The organism is Novosphingobium sp. NDB2Meth1 (genome assembly GCF_900117425.1).
Lineage (GTDB): Bacteria > Pseudomonadota > Alphaproteobacteria > Sphingomonadales > Sphingomonadaceae > Novosphingobium.
Genome location: NZ_FPEH01000012.1, coordinates 373468 through 390473 on the forward strand (window position 1 = coordinate 373468; position 17006 = coordinate 390473).

The window sequence follows — 17006 nt, forward strand, 5'->3', positions numbered from 1 at the left end:
GGGAGAAACGCCGGACATGCTGACGCTCGCGCACGGACTGACAATCGCCATGGAGACGCTGGCTGAAGGTCGGCGGCTGGGCCTCGCGCCGCTGGCCTGCGTCGTGCTTGATTGCGGCGGCCATGTGCTGGCGATGCTGCGCGATGAGAATGCCTCGATCTACCGGCCCGAAATTGCGATGGGCAAGGCCGCGGGCTGCCTCGGCATGGGCTTCGGCGGTCGCGAACTCGCCAAGCGCGCGGCGGCGATGCCGATGTTTTTCAATGGCCTGCAAGCCGCGTTCCCGAGTGGCATGTTGCCTGTGCCGGGCGGCGTTCTGGTCCGCGATGGCGAAGGCAACCTGCTCGGCGCGGTGGGCGTGACGGGCGACACCTCGGACAATGACGAACTCTGCGCGCTGGCGGGGATCGCCGCGGCGGGGCTGCAAGCGGATACCGGCGCATGAGCGGCACGCTCTTCACCGATGTGATGATTTTCGACGGCAGCGGCGCGGCGCGGTTTCCGGGCGAGGTGCTGGTGCGCGGCGAGCGGATCGAGGCGGTCGCGCGAGGTGATGAACGCTTGCCGCGTGAAGGCGCCGCGGTTGTGGAAGGCAAGGGCCGCACGCTCATGCCTGGCATGGTCGAGGCACATGGGCACCTGACCTGGCCGACCAATGTCGAGCGCACCATCAACACGATGAAGCCGCTCCCCATCGAACAGCATGTGCTCGTCACGGCGCAGAACGCGCGGATCACGCTCGATCACGGGTTCACCAGCGTCTATTCGGCGGGCTCGCTGGGCGAGCGGATCGAACCGGCCTTGCGCGACATGATCGATGGCGGCTTTCTCCCCGGGCCGCGCCTGCGGGCCTCTGCGCTGGAGAAGGGCGCAGAAGGCGTTCTGGGGGTTCCGGCCGGGCATGATCCCACGCACCAGCGCGACATTCCGCACCTTCGCGAATACATCGCGCAGAAGAAGGCGGATGGCTGCGACACGATCAAGTTCCTGATGTCGAGCGACGATGCTTTCCAGCCCGGCGGATCGCAGACGCTGATGTATTCCGAAGAGGAAGCGCAGGCGATCGGCGAAGCGGCGCGCGAGGCGGGGATCTGGCTTGCCTGCCATGCGCAGGGGGCCGAGGCGGTGAAGCGGGCACTGCGGGCCGGTTTCCGGGCGATCTATCACTGCACTTATGCCGATGAGGAGGCGCTTGATCTGTTCGAGGCGAAGAAGGACCAGACCTTCACCGCGCCCGCAGTCGGCCTCCTTTGGGCGCGGGCCTACGAGGCGCAGGACTTTGGGATCGGGCCCAAGGAAGCGGCGGAACTCGGCGCGCTGCGCGGGATCGAGCTGGGCCAGCAGGTGATTCCTGAAATGCGCAAGCGCGGCATCCGCGTGCTGCCGGGCGGGGACTACGGCTTCCCCTATAACCCGCATGGCCGCAATGCGCGCGATCTGGAGCACTTCGTGAACTTGTTCGGCTTTTCACCGACTGAGGCGCTGGTTGCCGCGACGAAGCAGGGCGGCGAACTGGTGGGCTGGGATGTCGGGCAGGTGTGCGCCGGCTATCTCGCCGATCTGCTGCTGGTCGAGGGCGATCCGACTTCCGATGTCCGTTTGCTGCAGGACAAGGACAACCTTGCCGCCATCATGAAGGGCGGTCAGTTTTTCAAACAACCTTGCGACACTGGAAAGGCCCTCGCATGAGCCGCGTTACCGAAATCCGCTATGTCGGCTATGCCGTCACCGATCTTGCCGCCGAGCGGGCGTTCTACACCGACAACTGGAAGCTCAAGGAAGTCCACGAGGCTGATGGCCTCGTCTATTTCGCTGCCGAGGGGCATGACGAGCTCTATGTCGTCCGCCTGCGGCAGGATGCGGTGCAGCGGGTCGACGTGATCGCGCTGGCGGCGGATACCCATGCTGACGTCGATGCGCTGTTCGCGAAGGTTCGCGATTACGGCTGCCAGATCGTGTTCGAACCCAAGCAGCTCGATCATTTCGGCGGCGGCTACGGCTTCCGCTTCTTCTCGAAGGACGGCCTGCCCTACGAGATTTCCGCCGGTGTCGCGCGCGGCACGGCCCGCGCGCTCGCCCCGCGCGAGGCGATCCCCGAGCGGATCAGCCATATCGTCATGCATTCGCCGCGCCACCACGAGGAACTGGCGTTCTTCATCGACGTGCTGGGCTTCAAGCTGAGCGACTGGCTGGGCGACTTCATGTGCTTCCTGCGCTGCAACGAGGCGCACCACCGCATTGCCTTCCTGCCCGGGCCGCCGTGCCTCAATCACGTGGCCTACGACATGCCCAATGTCGACGAGATGATGCGCGGCATCGCGCGGCTGAAGCGGCAGAAGATCGACATCCGCTGGGGCCCCGGTCGGCACACGGCGGGCAACAACACCTTCAGCTATTTCACCACGCCCGCCGGTTTTGCGATCGAATACACGTCCGAACTGGAGAAGGTCGATTTCGAGAACCATGTCGCGCAAGTGATCGCGCCCGCGCCCGAGATCATGGATCAGTGGGGCGTCGGCGTCGGCGGCCCGCAGACCATGCCGCACCCTGCGCCCGACGCGGCGCTGTTCCAGCCGGCGGGGGTTTGATCCGATGGCGCTGTTCGAACCCTTTCCCAACTACATCTGGAACCTCTCCGTCGCGATCGCGATGGAGAACGGCGGGCGGATCGGCGAGATCGTCGACATGATCAAGCCGCTGCTCGACAAGGCGCAGAGCGGCGCCGATGCTGGCACGGCCGAGTTCATGGCCGAATGGGTCAAGATGGCGGACAAGCTGGTCGGCCTCGCCGAGGAAGACCTCGCGCTGGGCCGCGAGTTGTCCGCCGGGGCCAAGCTCAAGCGCGCGACGATCTACTACCTGACGGGCGAGCGCATGCAGGCGCATGGATCGGCGGGGCGCGAGCAGACTTATGCCAAGGCGCTCGACAGCTTCCAGCGCGGGACACAGTTCGCGGGCGATCCGGTGCAGCGGGTGGAAATCCCCTATGACGGCAAGACGATTGCCGCCTACTTCCACCGTGCGAACGTGGAAGGTCCGGCGCCTTGCGTGGTCTATTGCAACGGGCTCGACAGCATGAAGGAAATGCTGTGGCTGGGCGGCTTTCCGGCTTCGCTGGCGCAGCGTGGTATTCATACGCTGTGTGTCGATCAGCCGGGGACGGGCGAGGCGCTGCGGCTGCAGGGGCTGAATGCGACGCCCTACTCCGAGCGGTGGGCCTCGAAGTGGGTCGATTGGCTCGAGACGCAGGCTGGCGTTGTCGATCCCAAGCGGATCGGCATGACCGGCATTTCGCTCGGCGGCCACTTCGCGCCGCGCGCGGTGGCCTATGAGCCGCGTTTTGCCAGCGGGGCAGCCTGGGGCGCGAACCACAACTGGCGCGAGGTGCAGGACAAGCGCATGGCGCGCGAGGGCGAGAACCCGGTGCCGCACTACTGGGGGCACGTCTACTGGGTGTTTGGCGCGAAGGACCATGAGGACTTCCTCGCCAAGAGCAACGACATGAACCTCAATGGCCATTTGGACCGGATCAAGGTGCCGTTCCTGGTGACGCACGGCGCGACCGACCGGCAGATCAGCGTCGACTACGCGCACCAGAGCTATGCGCAGCTGGTCAATTCGCCGCGCCGCGAGCTGAAGATCTTCACTGCGCGCGAAGGCGGGGTGGAGCACGTGGGGGCAGACAACATGAGTTTTGGCAATGATTACATTGCCGACTGGTTCGCCGACACGCTGGGGGGCCGCACCAAGGCCTGAAAACCCGCTTTCCCCTACGGACAGGCTACTATTTCCGGTCTGTTTCTGGCATTGATCCCCTCGCGCCAATTCGCGTGCGCGGGGGGAAATGCGCGTGCCGGATCAGAAGACGCAGATCGTTGTCGTGGGCGGCGGCGCGGGCGGGTTGGAACTCGTCCGCAAGCTGGGTGCAAAATACGGGCGCAAGAAGCACGACATCATCCTGATCGACCGCAACCTGACGCATATCTGGAAGCCGCTGCTGCACGAAGTCGCGGCGGGCTCGCTCGACGCCAATCTCGACGAAGTGGGCTATGGCGGGCACGCGGTGCGCTGGGGTTACCGCTTCTTTCAGGGCAGCATCGAGAGCATCGACCGCGAGCACCGGACGATCACCACCGCGCCGCTGCTCGATGAACGCGGCGAGGAAGTGATAGGGCGGCATACCGTGCGCTACGATTACCTGGTGCTCGCGATCGGCGGCATCTCCAACGACTTCGGCGTGCCCGGTGTACGCGAACATGCGATGTTCCTCGAGGATCGGCCGCAGGCGGACAAGTTCCGCCAGAAGCTGCTCAATGCCTGCCTGAGGGCGAACCATTTGCATCACACCGGCAATCCCGACGCGAAGGTGCGGGTCAGCATCGTCGGCGGCGGTGCGACGGGCGTGGAACTGGCAGCGGAACTCTACAACGCGGCGGGATCGCTGCGGCATTACGGGCTCGAGGTGTTCGACGAGACCAAGCTCGAAGTCTCGCTGCTGGAAGCCGGGCCGCGCATCCTGCCCGCGCTGGACGAGGCGCTGGCGACGACGGCGCGCGAGGAACTGCAGCGGCTCGGCGTGAAAGTGCTGGAGCGCACGCAAGTTGTGAAGCTGGAGGACCGCGCGGTGCATACTGGCGACGGCGGCGTGATCGACGCGGATCTGATTGTCTGGGCGGCGGGCGTCAAGGGCGCCGAGGAAATCAAGACGATGAGCGATCTGGAGCTGACGCGCGGCAATCAGATCGTGGTGCGGCCAACGCTGCAGACCAAGACCGATGACCGGATCTATGCGCTGGGGGATTGCGCATCGTGCCTGCTCCCCGGCAAGGAACGCCCGGTGCCGCCGCGCGCGCAGTCTGCGCACCAGATGGCGAGCCTTGTCTTCACCAATCTGGTGCGGGCGCAGGCGGGACAGCCGCTCAAGGACTTCGCCTATAGCGACCATGGCTCGCTGGTGTCGCTCAGCCGGTTCTCGACCGTGGGGAGCCTGATGGGCAACCTCGTCGGCGGGCGCATGTTCGTCGAGGGGCGGATCGCGCGGATGGTCTACATGTCGCTCTACCGCATGCACCTCATCGCCATCCATGGCTGGTGGCGGGGTGTCACGCTGATCGTGATCGGGCATGTGAACCAGATCGTGCGGCCGCGGCTGAAGCTGCACTGAGCCTCGATCTACACATCATCCCTACAAGAAACGTCACGTCCGCTCATGCTGAGCTTGTCGAAGCATCACGCGCAACCGTGGTGCTCGCACCCTTCGACAAGCTCAGGGTGAGCGGGGCTGGGGAAGTGGGGGCTAATTCTCCACGTTCAGCGTCACCGGCCCGAGCAGACCCGAGGGCCGCAAGGGCGCATCGGCGCGGTAGGTCTTGAGCGTGGTGAAGGTGATCGGCTTGGCCCCCGGCTGCGCGTCGCCGATGAGGCGGTTGACCCACAGGTTGGTGACGCGGATTTCGATGGAATTGGTGCCGGGCTTGGCGAGGCCGGTCAGGTCGGCCTCGTACGGCGGCTGCCAGAGGATGCCGGCGGACTTGCCGTTGACCATTACCTCGGCCAGATCGCGCACCTCTCCGAGATCGAGGATCAGGCGCTGGCCGGGTTTGGTGGCAGGGACCTTCAGCGTCTGGCGATAGGTGGCGGTGCCTGAGAAGTAGCGCACGCCCGGGTCGCTGCTCTTGGTCCAGTCGGCGAGGGCGGGCAAGGACACGCTGGCGGGTGCGCCGCGTCCGGGCTGGAAAGTCAGCGCCCATGGGCCGGACAGCGCTGCGAGCTGCGTGCGCGTCGATGCCGGAAGGCTAAGGCTTGCGGGACCGGCCTTGCGGAACACGACAAAGCCGGATTGCCAAGGCTTCAGTGTCATCGCGATGTCGGTCCGGCCATCTCTGTCGGTGTAGCCGAGCGGCGCAGCCCTGCCGGTCTGCGCGTCCCACCATTCGGGCGCCTTGCCTGTGACTGCGAAGCTGAGTGTCGTCGGCTCGGCGCGGTTTTTGCGGTTGGTGACGAAGTAGATCTCGGCGTCTGCCGTCTTGCGATGGACGAAGCGGAGTGCGGTGTCGGGCCGGGCCTTGGTGTAGGTGAAGTCCGGCGCGATGCCGAGCTTGGCCAGCGCACCATCGGGATCGTGGCTCGCGAGGACGCGGCCTTTGCCGGTATCGCCGCTCCAAAGCGCGTCGGCGATGCGTGTGAATTCAGCAGGATCGTCTTGCAGGGTGGGCGAGCCAAGCGGCTTCTCACCGACCAGAGTCGCTCCGCTGCGCACCAGCTTGTCGATCCGCTTCAGCACCGCGAGGCTCATCCGCGCCGAACTGCCGCCGAGATAGAGCGCCTTGTACCGCGCGCCGCTCTTGGCGACGAGGTCCGGGCCGTCATTCGATAGCTGGTTCAGGAGCACGTCGGGATTGACGAAATCGAAGGCGTTGTTTGTCGGCAGGTCGCCCGGAACAGCATTGGCGAAGAGGCCCGTGAGCGGCGCTTCCTCGCCGTAGAACCAGGCGACATCGGCCACGTTGCGGCCCCGCTGGAGCATGTAGCTGCTGCGCGCGATGTAATCGACCCAAGGCTTTGCCTGCTCGCTCCATGTCTCCAGTCGGTTGAAATACTGTCCGAAGATGAACAGCGAGAAGCCGGGTGCCTTGTCGGTCAGTGGCTGGTGGACCGAGGTATGGATCACTGGGCGATTGACGCCGAGCGCGAATTCCATGTCGATCATCGGCTTGAGGTCGCGCGGGGCGAAGGCCCATGGCTGCAGCGCGGCGGTGAGCGATTCCGCCGCGACGAGGTTTTTGCCATAGACATGGGCGACCGAAGCCGCGCCGCGCATGTCGCCTTCGTAGCTGGGCTGCGGGGCGCCGCGCTCGGTGTCGTAGGACCACATCGCGGCCATCGGCACATCGGCATGGCGGCGCATCGCCATGTCGTCGCCGAGCGAGGGGCGCTTGTCCTCGAGCGCTTCGGAATAGTGGATGAGGCCGCGCTTGTGGGCTTCCTCGGCGATGGTCTTGTAGTGCCCGTCCGCCATCAGGTCGGCGAGGGTCTGCCGGTAATCGTGGAGGAACGCGTCGGTGCGCGCCGGGGTGCCGAGGATCACGCCGGTGAGCGTCGGGAGCCACGGCACCGGATCATAACCGCGCCGCGCCTTGAACTCGGCCACGATCTGCGGCGTCCAGTTGCTCGCGCCAACCTCGATGCTGTCGTTGAGGAGGGCGCGGACGCCGTGCTGGCCGATCATGTCGGGGCCCGCAGCGGCGATATATGTGTCGAGGTACGTGTTGATGTAGCGGCGGACGGCGGCGGCATCGAACTTGTCGACTTCGAGGCCGGTAGCTTCGGGCGGCGCGGGGTGGTTCTCGGTGCCGGTAAGCGAATAGCCCATACGCAGCACGCGCCACTGGCCCTTGGGCGGGGTCCAGTCGAGCGAGCCGTCCGGCTTCAGGCGCGAGGTGAGGTCGATGACCGCGCCTTCCGGCACGGCGGGAGCTTCGCCCGTCGGGATCGTGTCGTAATTCAGCGTGGTGGCAAAACCCGCCTTTTCCTCGAAGCGGTGGGTGAGCGCGGCGGCGGAGAAGCGCAGTTCGTTGACGGTGGCATGCGCGCCCGCACCGCTCATGAAGCCGGGGAACGAGGGGAATTCGGCACCGGGGGCGGGCGGGGTCGGCAGGTTGAAGCCGGTCTGCTCCGCTATGAAGCGCACGCGCAGCGCCTTGGCGGTGACGGCGGGGAAGGTGATTGTGTATTCGGCGGATGTGCCGGTTGGGAAGCGGACGACTTCGCTGAAGCTGGTGCCGTCCTTGCTGGCCTCGAGGACAGACGCGAACTTGGCTGCGCTGAACAGCGAGACGGGTGGCATCGCCAGCGTGGCCGAGCGGACCTGCTGGGGTGCGGCAAAGTCCGCGCGGATCCATGCGGGTGCATCGGCTTGGCCGACAGGGACTTCGACGGCAGTGGCCAGCTTGCCATCGGTCAGCGCGGCGGTGTCGATCTTGCCGGATGATGCCGTCCAGACGGGGACGATTGGTGCGGCCGTCTCCGGCACGGCGAAGACGTAGGAGTCGCGGTAGAGCTGCGGCAGGTCGGTCTTGGGATGCTCGACCCCGATCTCGGGCTGCATGCCCAGGTCCTGGAACGGGCCGGTGATCGTGGGCGGGAGCGCGAGCTTGCCCTTGAAGGGTTTGCCGCCGGTCACTCGCGTTTCGGACCAGACGAGCTTCTTCATGCCGTCTTCGGGCTTGACCCAGGGACCGCCGGTTTCGCTCCAGCCCGGCGAGGCGGCGATGGCGAGTTCGAGGCCGAGCTGGTCGGCGGTCTCGGCAGCGGTGCGGAAGGCGTGCTTCCATTCCGGCGCCATGTAGACGAGCCGCTTCTCGATCACTTGCGGCGTATTGAGCTGCGCATCGAACGTCTGCGCGCCGCCGATGCCGATGCGCTTCATCCATTCGAGATCGAGGCGGATGCCTTCCTCGGTGACGTTGCCGTTCATCCAGTGCCACCACACGCGCGGGCGGGCGGAAGCGGGCGGATCGCGGAAGCCGTCGGCGAGCGGATCCGCTGTTGGCTCGGCGTGGAGCGGAGCAAGGGCGCTACCGGCGAGCAGAAGCGCTCCGAAGAGGCGGATGGGGGCCTTGTGCAACGCGCGTCTCCCGAACGGACCATGATTGTTTATGATTGCTTTGATCAAAAACGCGCATCGGATGCAAGCGAAATCGGGGGGCGAATGCAGCCAACGGGGATACCCTGTGGTCGGTAATACGATCTGGGGAGTTGTTGGCATTCGGACTTGGTGTTAGCCTTCAAGCCACAGAAATGCCGTGGGGGTTCGCAGTATCATGGCTGGTATTAAACCGCTGATATTCAAGTATTACCAGCCGGCGACGCTGCTGGCGATTTTCGTGTTCTGGTCGGTTCTGCCGCCGGAACTGGCGACGAATGGCTGGACCATCGTGATCGCGGCGGTCTGCACCAAGTTCATGATCCTGGGACTCGAGCAGATCAACGAACGGCACGCCGGGTGGCGGCTGACGCGCGCTGAATTCTTTTCGGACCTGTTCTACTTCGTGATGTTCTACACGGTTGTGCGCTATGCCGGAAAGCACTGGGCCGATGCGCCGCTGATCGGGGTGAAGGACGCGCTGGGCATCCATACCCCGTGGCTGGAGCATGCGCCGCTGATCTTGCAGGTGGCGCTGATCATGCTGCTGATCGAGTGGGGGCACTACTGGCTGCACCGGGCGATGCACAACTGGTTTCCGCTGTGGGTGGTCCACGCGCCGCACCACTTTGTGCGGCAACTGAACGCGCTGAAGGGGGCGGTGGGCAATCCCTTCGAGCTGTTCCTGATCGGGCTTAGCCTGACGGTATTCCTCGATTTCTCGCTGCCGGCCCTGTTCTGCGCCGGGCATATGCTGGGAACCATCGCGGCGTTCAGCCACGCCAACGTGCGCTTCGATCCGCCGCGCTGGTATTCCGCCGTGTTCACCACGATCGAGGCGCACAGCCTGCACCATTCGGTGGAGTACGAGGATACGCGCTGCAACTATGCCTGCGCGCTGATCCTGTTTGACCGGCTGCACGGCACGTTCAAGGGGGGCGAGGCGGTGGAAGTCGGGCAGGAAGGCCGGCGGCACATGGGCATCGGCGAGACGCTGATCTATCCGCTCATGCCGATCATCGACTGGGTAAAGGGGCGCAAGGCCGCGGCTTAGAAAAAGGGACTGTCCCCTTTATTTTCGTTTCTTTCGAGTATCTTGATCGGAAAGAGGAGGCGAGTGAAAAAAAGGGGACTGTCCCTATTTGTTGGGCCACCATGTCAGCGTGCGGATATCGTGCGCCGAGGTCCATACGCCCTTGGGCGTCCAACGCAGCGCGCCGCTGCCGGAGGGCTTGCCGACGCGGTCGAGGATCGCGTTGGTGGCGGCATCGATCACCACGTATTCCTGATCATCGGTGGTGCGCAGCCAGACCTTCCCGCCGCCGGTATCGATATCGCCCCACTTGAGGTTGTCGCCCACCTTGATCCGCGCGGTGACCGTCATCGTGGCTGGGTCGATCTTCGCGACGGTGCCATCGCCCTGTTCCTGCACCCAGACCGCGCCTTCGCCCGCGACGAGGAAGCCCGGCATCTTGCCGAGCGCGACGGTGCCAGTGACGGTGTTGGTGGCGGGATCGATGCGGCTGAGCACCTGTTCCTTGCCGCTCACCGCCCAGAGCGCGCCGAGGCCGAAGCTGAGGTACCACGAGCCGGGTGCGACCGGGATCGAGGCGACGACCTTGTTGGTGGCGGGGTCGATGCGGGCGATCTTCCCGCTGGCCTCGCTGCCGATCCAGACGGAGCCCGCGCCGGTAACGGTGTTGAGCTCGCCCTCCATATTGTTGGCGATGCCGCTGGAAATCGTGGCGAGGAGCCGCCCGGTCTTCACGTCGATGCGCTTGACGGCGTTCTCCGGGCAATCGGCGACCCAGAGCGAGCCATAGTCCACGCTCATGCCGCCGCAGGGCCGCCCCATCGGGTATTCGGTCTTCTTGCCCTTCACCGACCACTGCTCGACGCGGCCCTTGTTGGTCGCCCAGACGGTGTCGCCGTCGATGGCAAGGAAGTCGGCAAAACCGGGGACGACCTGCACGACGGGCTTCGCGGCTTCGGCATGGGCAGCAGCGGGGATCAGCGCGGCGGCGAGAAGCAGGGACTTGGGGCTTCGCATGGGCTGCTCCTTCAATTCTTCTGCGCGATATAGGCGCGCCAGCCGCCGAGGTGGGTGATGTCCTCCGCGCCGATCAGCGCACGCGGTTCGGCGACGAAGCCCTTGACGCTGGTCCCGTCTGCCAGCGTGACGGTGCCGATGGCAAGCGGGGCGGGGACTTCGACGGTGAAGCTGCCGAATTCGGCGACGCCCAGCTCATAGACTTCGACCGCGATGGAAGCGCCGTCATCGCCGCTGTGGACCAACGCCGGCTTGGGCGGCACGCTGTCGGCCATGGCATAGAGCCGGTAGCTGGGCGCGGTATGGGTTGCCTCCACGAAGGTCGCCTCGCGCGAGGTGAGCTGCCAGTGGAGCGGCATGTCCTTGAGGTGGGCGCCGACGACGGCGAGCTTGACGGTCTGCATATGGCCCTCGAGGTCAAGAGGTGGCGGGGGGGCGAGGTGGGCCCTGGCGAGATAGGTGTCGGCAAGATCGAGCAGCGTGCGGTCGGTGTCGGCGGGGCCGATGAAGGTGATCCCGAAGCCGGTGCGGTTGTGGCGCGTGCCTGCGGGGACCGCGAGCGCGGCCATGTCGAGCAGGTTCACGAAGTTCGTGTAGGCGCCGAGATTGCTGTTGAGCGCGATGGGTGCCTTGGCGAGTTCCGCCACACGGTAGGTGGTGCCGGTGGTCGGGAAGGCGAGCGCGTCGATCTCGCCCCACAGAAGGTCGGCGTGACGCTTGATCTCGGCGAGGCGGTAGATGCCCTGGAAGGTCTCGACCGCGGTCTTGTCCCACCCGGCTTCGACCACGGCGCGGACGGTGGGATCGACGGCATTGGGGTTGGCCTTGAGGATCTGCGCCATCGCGGCGGTGCGTTCGGCCACCCAAGGGCCGTCATAGAGCAGCTGCGCGGCTTCCTGCAGCGGGGCGATGTCGATCTCGACCAGTTCGGCGAAGCTGGCGAGGTGATCGAGCGCGCGGTCGTAGAAGTATTCGGATTCTGCATCGCCGAACCACTGGCGCTGGTGGCGCATCGGGACGCCGATGCGGGTCGGCGTGATGGCGCGGTCAGCCAGCGGCTTGGACCACGGATCGGCGGGATCGAAGCGGGCGAGGACCTTGTCGACCAATGCGGCGTCGGCGGTGGTGTGCGCGAAGACGGTGACGCAATCGATCGAGCGGCAGGCGGGGACAACGCCGTTCGTGCTCCAGCGGCCCTTGGTTGGCTTGAAGCCGATCAGGTGGTTGAACGCGGCAGGGACACGTCCGGATCCGGCCGTATCGGTCCCGAGCGCGACGGGGACAAGGCCGGCGGCGACGGCGATGGCCGAGCCGGAACTGGAGCCGCCGCTGACATAGGCGCGGTTGAAGGCATTGCGCGGGATGCCATAGGGGCTGCGCACGCCGACGAGGCCGGTGGCGAACTGATCGAGATTGGTCTTGCCCATGCAGATCGCGCCTGCCGCCGCGAGGCGCGCGGTGACGGTGGCGCTTTGCTCTGGCGTATAGGCGAAGGCGGGGCAGGCGGCGGTGGTCTCGAAGCCGGCGACGTCGATGTTGTCCTTCGCGGCGTAGGGAACGCCGGCGAGGGGGAGCTTCTCGCCAGCCGCGATGCGGGCATCCACGTCGCGCGCGGCGGCGAGGACCTGTTCGGCACTGGCGCGGCTGATCCAAATCTGGGGTTGAACCGCGTCGTAGGCGGCGATCCGGGCGAGTGCGGCTTCGGCCTGCTCGACGGCGGTTGTTGCGCCGGACTGGACGGCGGCGGCGATTTCGGCGGCAGTGCTGACAGACGTCAAAGCCCAATCTCCGTTCGTGTCGAGCCCCTCGACTGGCTCGGGATAAACTTCGGGTCGAAGACCCGAAGTCGAGACACCTTACGCAGCGCCCGGTGTCTCGACTTCGCTCGACACGAACGGGAGTGGGAGGGGCAGTGGAGCGAGGTCTGGGTCATGCCGTCCTCCTTAGCGCGAGCATCGGCGAGCCTGGCTGGAGGGACTGCTTCTCCTTGATGTAGAGCGCCTCGATCGTGCCGGTGCCAGGGCTTTCGACCGGGCATTCCATCTTCATCGCCTCGATCACCGCGATGGTGTCGCCGGCCTTCACCGCGTCTCCGGCCGAGACGAGGAGCTTCCACACGCTGCCGCCGAAGGGGGCTTCGACGAGGTCGGTGCCGTCGGGCACTTCGGCAAGCGCTTGGGCGGGGGCTTCGGCCTCGGTGAGGCTGCTGACGCGGTCGAACTCGCCGCGGCGCTCCCAGTCGGCGCGCTCGGCGTCGAAGGCGGCCTGGCGATTGGCTTCGAAGGCGGCAATGGTCTCCGCGTTGCCCGCCAGGAATGCGCGGTAATCGGCGAGGCGGAATTCGCTCGGCTCGATCTTCAGCGCGCGGCGGCCGGCGGGGAAATCGCGGCGCCATGCGGTGAGCTCTTCGGCGCTGACCGGATAGAAACGGATCTGGTCGAAGAAGCGCAGCAGCCAGGGCTTGCCTTCGGTGAAGGCATCCGTCTGCTTGTAGGTGTTCCACACCTGCACGGTGCGGCCGAACAGCTGGTAGCCGCCGGGGCCTTCCATCCCGTAGATGCACATATAGGCGCCGCCGATGCCGACGACATTGGGCGGGGTCCAGGTGCGCGCAGGGTTGTACTTGGTGGTGACGAGGCGGTGGCGCGGATCGACCGGGGTCGCGACAGGCGCGCCGAGATAGACGTCGCCGAGGCCCATGACGAGGTAGTTGGCCTCGAATATCAGGTTCTCGACCGCGGCGACATCGGGAAGGCCGTTGATGCGGCGGATGAATTCGATGTTGTCCGGGCACCATGGCGCATCGTCGCGGACGGCGCCCATGTACTTCTGGATGGTCTCCAGCGTGGCGGGATCGCGCCATGACAGCGGCAGGTGGACAACGCGGCTCGGGATGGTGAAGTCCCCGAGGTCTCCGAGGCGTTCTTCCGCGTCGATCAGCATGGCGAGCGCGGTGGCCTGATCCAGCGCCTTCCCATCAAAATGCAGCTGGAGCGAACGGATACCCGGGACCACGTCGATGACGCCGGGGTGGGCCATTCGCTCCATCTCGACCATCAGCGCGTGGACGCGGATCCTGAGCTCGATGTCGAGGACGATCGGGCCATATTCGACGAGGATGTTTCGATCACCCTGCTGGCGGTAGATCGTGCGGGGGCGGCCTTGTGCTTCGGGCAGTTCGACGAGGATCGGGGAAAGATGGGCGACAGGGCGGTCGGGCACCGGGCCGGGGAGCGTGCCGTCGCTGAGCAGGCGCTGCTGGTCGGCATCGGCTGTGGCGGCATCGGCGATGGTGACCGGGGCAAAGCGCAGCCGGTCGCCGGGGACGAGCTGGCCAAGCTTCCAACGGTCGGCCGCGATGACCACGAAGGGGCAGACAAACCCCCCCAAGGAGGGGCCATCCGGGCCAAGGATGATCGGCATGTCACCGGTGAAATCGACCGCGCCGATGGCGTAGGGGTTGTCGTGGATGTTGGAGGGGTGGAGCCCCGCTTCGCCGCCGTCCTTCCGCGCCCAGTGCGGCTTGGGGCCGATGAGGCGCACGCCGGTGCGGTTGGAATTGTAGTGCACCTGCCATTCGGCGGCGACGATCATGGCAATATCGTCGGGCGTGAAGAAATCGGGCGCGCCGTGCGGGCCGTAGAGGACGCGCAGGGTCCATTCGTTGCTGAGCGGCGGCAGTGCCGTCGCGGCAAGCGGCGCCTCGGCGGGTTGATTGCCCAAGTGGAGCACATCGCCCGCAACAAGGCGGCGCGCGGCGTGGCCGCCGAACTGGCCGAGTTCGAACGTGGCGCGGCTGCCAAGATAGGGCGCGATATCAAGGCCGCCTGCAAAGAGCAGATAGCCGCGCATGCCGCCGCCCCGCGCGCGGCCGAGTGCCAGCGTTTGCCCGGCGGCAATCGGGATCACCTGCCCGCGCGGGACGGGCATGCCATCGAGCGTCGCGCCGAAATCTGCACCGGTGAGCGCGACGCGCGCGGGCGCGGTGAAGGCGAGGGTCGGGCCGGAGTGAGTGAGTTCGAGGCCGGCGGTGCCTTCGGGATTGCCGAGCAGGCGGTTGCCAAGCCGGAACGATTGATCGTCCATCGGGCCTGAAGGCGGCACGCCGACCGCCCAGAGGCGCTGGCGGCCGGGCCAATCCTGCACCGTGGTGGCGGTGCCGCCGCTGACGACGCGGACGCTGCGGGGGGTATAGGCGATGGTATCAAGGACGCGGGTCGAGACTTCGCCGCTGGTGAAGGCGGGGGTGCGGACCACATCGCGCAGCCAGCGCAAATTGGTTTCGATGCCATCGACGCGGGTTTCGCCGAGCGCCGTTTGTATCGCGGTGACGGCAAGGCCGCGCGTCGGGGCATGGACGATCAGCTTGGCGAGCATGGGATCGTACCACGAGGTGACCTCGCTGCCGGCCATGACCCAGGTTTCGGTGCGGATATCGGCCGGGAATTCGACTGCCGTGAGCGTGCCGGAGGTGGGGCGATAATCGAGCGCCGGGTCTTCGGCGTAGAGGCGGACCTGTACCGAATGGCCCTGCGGCACAGTGGGCGCGCTATCTAGGAAGCTGAAATCGCCCGCGCCGCCGCGCACCATCCATTCGACGAGATCGATGCCCATGACCATTTCGGTCACGCCGTGCTCGACCTGCAGGCGGGTGTTCATTTCGAGGAAGTAGAACTGCTCGCGCTCGGCATCATAGAGGAATTCGACAGTGCCGGCGTTGCGATAGCGCGCGGCTTCGCCGAGGCGGATCGCGGCGGTATACAGGTCCTGCCGGATATGCTCGGGAAGCAGAGGGGCGGGGGATTCCTCGACCACTTTCTGGTTGCGGCGCTGGAGCGAGCAATCGCGTTCGCCGAGCGCGACGACACGGCCCTCGCCGTCGCCGAAGATCTGCACTTCGACATGGCGGGCGCGGCGCACATAGCGTTCGAGGAAAACGCCGGCATCGCCGAAGTTGCTCTGGCCAAGGCGGGCGACAGTGGCGAAGCCTTCGCGGACATCGGCCTGGCTTTCGCAAACGCGCATGCCGATGCCGCCGCCGCCGGCGGTCGCCTTGAGCATGACGGGAAAGCCGATTTCGTTCGCCGCGGCGAGCGCTTCCTTTTCGCTCGTCAGCAGTTCGGAGCCGGGCGCGAGCGGCACGCCGTGCGCCTTGGCGAGCGCGCGGGCGCTGTGCTTGAGGCCGAACATGCGGATATTGTCGGGCGTCGGGCCGATGAAGACGATCCCGGCCGCCGCACAGGCTTCGGCGAAATCGGTGTTCTCGGCCAGGAATCCGTATCCGGGATGGATCGCACCTGCGCCCGTCTGCTTTGCGGCAGCGAGGATCGCCTCGATGTTGAGATAGCTTTCAGAGGGACGCGCGCCGCCGATGCAGACGGCCTCGTCTGCCTCCGAGACATGGAGCGAGCCAGCATCGGCTTCCGAATAGACCGCAACCGAGCGCAGCCCCATGCGGCGCAAGGTGCGGATGATCCGGGTGGCGATGGCCCCGCGGTTGGCAATGAGGACGGTGTCGAAGCTCATGTTCTCGCTATGACTCACTGCTCCCCTCCCCGTGGGGAGGGGTTGGGGGAGGGGGTACGGCATGTCCGGTGAGTGCTGGATACCCCCACCCGGCCTCCCCCGGACGGGGGAGGGGAAGAAGAAGGATTTGGGAACGCCGCGCTCATGCGGCGACGATCATGCGCACGGGAGTCGGGTTGAAGCCGTTGCAGGGATTGTTGATCTGCGGGCAGTTGGACACGACGACGATGACGTCCATCTCGGCCTTGAGATCGACCGTGAGGCCCGGCGCGGAAATGCCGTCGACGATGCCGAGCGCGCCGTCTGCTTCCACCGGCACGTTCATGAAGAAGTTGATGTTGGCGACAATATCGCGCTTGCCGCGCCCTTCGGTGAGGTTGGCTTCGAGGAAGTTCTCGACGCAGGCATGCTGGGCCTTGGTGTGGTGGCCATAGCGCAAAGTGTTGCTCTCGCAGGAGCAGGCGCCGCCGATGGTGTCGTGGTATTCGACCGTGGTGGCGGCGATGGTCATCATCGGGCGGCCCTCGTTCGAGCGCAGCACGGTGCCGGTGCGCAGGAACAGGTTGCCTTGCGCGGCAACGGTGTCCTGCGCGGAATAGCGCTCGGTATCGTCGGCCTCGCTGTAGAGCAGGAAGTCGACCGCCTGGTTGCCTTCGAGGTCGACGATGCGCAGCGTCTGGCCCTTCTTGATGTGATGGATCCAGGGCGCGCGGGCGGGGACGACCTCGTCGTGGACGATGGTATCAGGGAGGCCGTCATGGTGCGGATCGCGGTTCTGCATGGGGC

Annotated in this window: 11 protein-coding genes; 6 read left to right on the forward strand and 5 right to left on the reverse strand. The window is 66.1% G+C overall.

The window, feature by feature from the left end; translation table 11 throughout:
• The first annotated feature begins 16 nt into the window (after nucleotides 1–16).
• The 5 genes from NDB2M1_RS06385 (at nucleotide 17) to NDB2M1_RS06405 (ending at nucleotide 5164) form a co-directional block, all read left to right on the forward strand.
• Nucleotides 17–445 (forward strand): GlcG/HbpS family heme-binding protein, encoded by a 429-nt coding sequence (locus tag NDB2M1_RS06385; protein ID WP_072380609.1) that lies wholly within the window; start codon nucleotides 17–19, stop codon nucleotides 443–445.
• Nucleotides 442–1689 (forward strand): amidohydrolase family protein, encoded by a 1248-nt coding sequence (locus NDB2M1_RS06390; protein WP_072380611.1) that lies wholly within the window; start codon nucleotides 442–444, stop codon nucleotides 1687–1689. The genes NDB2M1_RS06385 and NDB2M1_RS06390 overlap by 4 nt, the downstream gene beginning before the upstream one ends.
• Nucleotides 1686–2588, forward strand: coding sequence for a VOC family protein (locus tag NDB2M1_RS06395; RefSeq protein ID WP_054120194.1), 903 nt, complete (start codon nucleotides 1686–1688; stop codon nucleotides 2586–2588). The genes NDB2M1_RS06390 and NDB2M1_RS06395 overlap by 4 nt, the downstream gene beginning before the upstream one ends.
• Before the next feature lie 4 nt (nucleotides 2589–2592).
• On the forward strand, nucleotides 2593–3756 hold the full coding sequence (locus NDB2M1_RS06400) for an alpha/beta hydrolase family protein (protein ID WP_054120195.1): 1164 nt from the start codon (nucleotides 2593–2595) through the stop codon (nucleotides 3754–3756).
• Between the two features lie 88 nt (nucleotides 3757–3844).
• Nucleotides 3845–5164, forward strand: a complete 1320-nt coding sequence (locus NDB2M1_RS06405) for an NAD(P)/FAD-dependent oxidoreductase (protein ID WP_054120196.1) — start codon at nucleotides 3845–3847, stop codon at nucleotides 5162–5164.
• Between the two features lie 132 nt (nucleotides 5165–5296).
• Here the strand turns inward: NDB2M1_RS06405 and NDB2M1_RS06410 are convergent, their stop codons facing one another.
• Nucleotides 5297–8626: a glycosyl hydrolase gene (locus NDB2M1_RS06410; protein ID WP_253185790.1), complete on the reverse strand. Its 3330-nt coding sequence runs from the start codon at nucleotides 8624–8626 to the stop codon at nucleotides 5297–5299.
• A gap of 196 nt (nucleotides 8627–8822) precedes the next feature.
• Between NDB2M1_RS06410 and NDB2M1_RS06415 the strand changes: the two genes are divergently transcribed.
• A complete protein-coding gene (locus NDB2M1_RS06415) occupies nucleotides 8823–9698 on the forward strand; it encodes a sterol desaturase family protein (RefSeq protein ID WP_072380613.1) in 876 nt (291 codons plus the stop codon).
• A gap of 84 nt (nucleotides 9699–9782) precedes the next feature.
• Here NDB2M1_RS06415 and NDB2M1_RS06420 read toward each other — a convergent pair whose 3' ends face one another.
• The 4 genes from NDB2M1_RS06420 to NDB2M1_RS06435 form a co-directional block, all read right to left on the reverse strand.
• Nucleotides 9783–10694 (reverse strand): Vgb family protein, encoded by a 912-nt coding sequence (locus tag NDB2M1_RS06420; RefSeq protein ID WP_072380615.1) that lies wholly within the window; start codon nucleotides 10692–10694, stop codon nucleotides 9783–9785.
• Nucleotides 10695–10705: 11 nt separating this feature from the next.
• Nucleotides 10706–12472 (reverse strand): allophanate hydrolase, encoded by a 1767-nt coding sequence (atzF, locus tag NDB2M1_RS06425; RefSeq protein ID WP_072380617.1) that lies wholly within the window; start codon nucleotides 12470–12472, stop codon nucleotides 10706–10708.
• 151 nt (nucleotides 12473–12623) lie between these two features.
• The gene (uca, locus tag NDB2M1_RS06430; protein WP_072380619.1) at nucleotides 12624–16220 is read right to left on the reverse strand and encodes an urea carboxylase; all 3597 of its coding nucleotides are present in this window, start codon (nucleotides 16218–16220) and stop codon (nucleotides 12624–12626) included.
• Nucleotides 16221–16362: 142 nt separating this feature from the next.
• On the reverse strand, nucleotides 16363–17001 hold the full coding sequence (locus NDB2M1_RS06435; protein WP_054120202.1) for an urea amidolyase associated protein UAAP2: 639 nt from the start codon (nucleotides 16999–17001) through the stop codon (nucleotides 16363–16365).
• Nucleotides 17002–17006: the final 5 nt, after the last annotated feature.

Coding starts and splice junctions, on each gene's coding strand:
- NDB2M1_RS06385 (WP_072380609.1), top strand. CDS start 17: ATGCTGACGCTCGCGCACGGACTGACAATCGCCATGGAGACGCTGGCT.
- NDB2M1_RS06390 (WP_072380611.1), top strand. CDS start 442: ATGAGCGGCACGCTCTTCACCGATGTGATGATTTTCGACGGCAGCGGC.
- NDB2M1_RS06395 (WP_054120194.1), top strand. CDS start 1,686: ATGAGCCGCGTTACCGAAATCCGCTATGTCGGCTATGCCGTCACCGAT.
- NDB2M1_RS06400 (WP_054120195.1), top strand. CDS start 2,593: ATGGCGCTGTTCGAACCCTTTCCCAACTACATCTGGAACCTCTCCGTC.
- NDB2M1_RS06405 (WP_054120196.1), top strand. CDS start 3,845: ATGCGCGTGCCGGATCAGAAGACGCAGATCGTTGTCGTGGGCGGCGGC.
- NDB2M1_RS06415 (WP_072380613.1), top strand. CDS start 8,823: ATGGCTGGTATTAAACCGCTGATATTCAAGTATTACCAGCCGGCGACG.
- NDB2M1_RS06420 (WP_072380615.1), bottom strand. CDS start 10,694: ATGCGAAGCCCCAAGTCCCTGCTTCTCGCCGCCGCGCTGATCCCCGCT.
- uca (WP_072380619.1), bottom strand. CDS start 16,220: ATGAGCTTCGACACCGTCCTCATTGCCAACCGCGGGGCCATCGCCACC.
- NDB2M1_RS06435 (WP_054120202.1), bottom strand. CDS start 17,001: ATGCAGAACCGCGATCCGCACCATGACGGCCTCCCTGATACCATCGTC.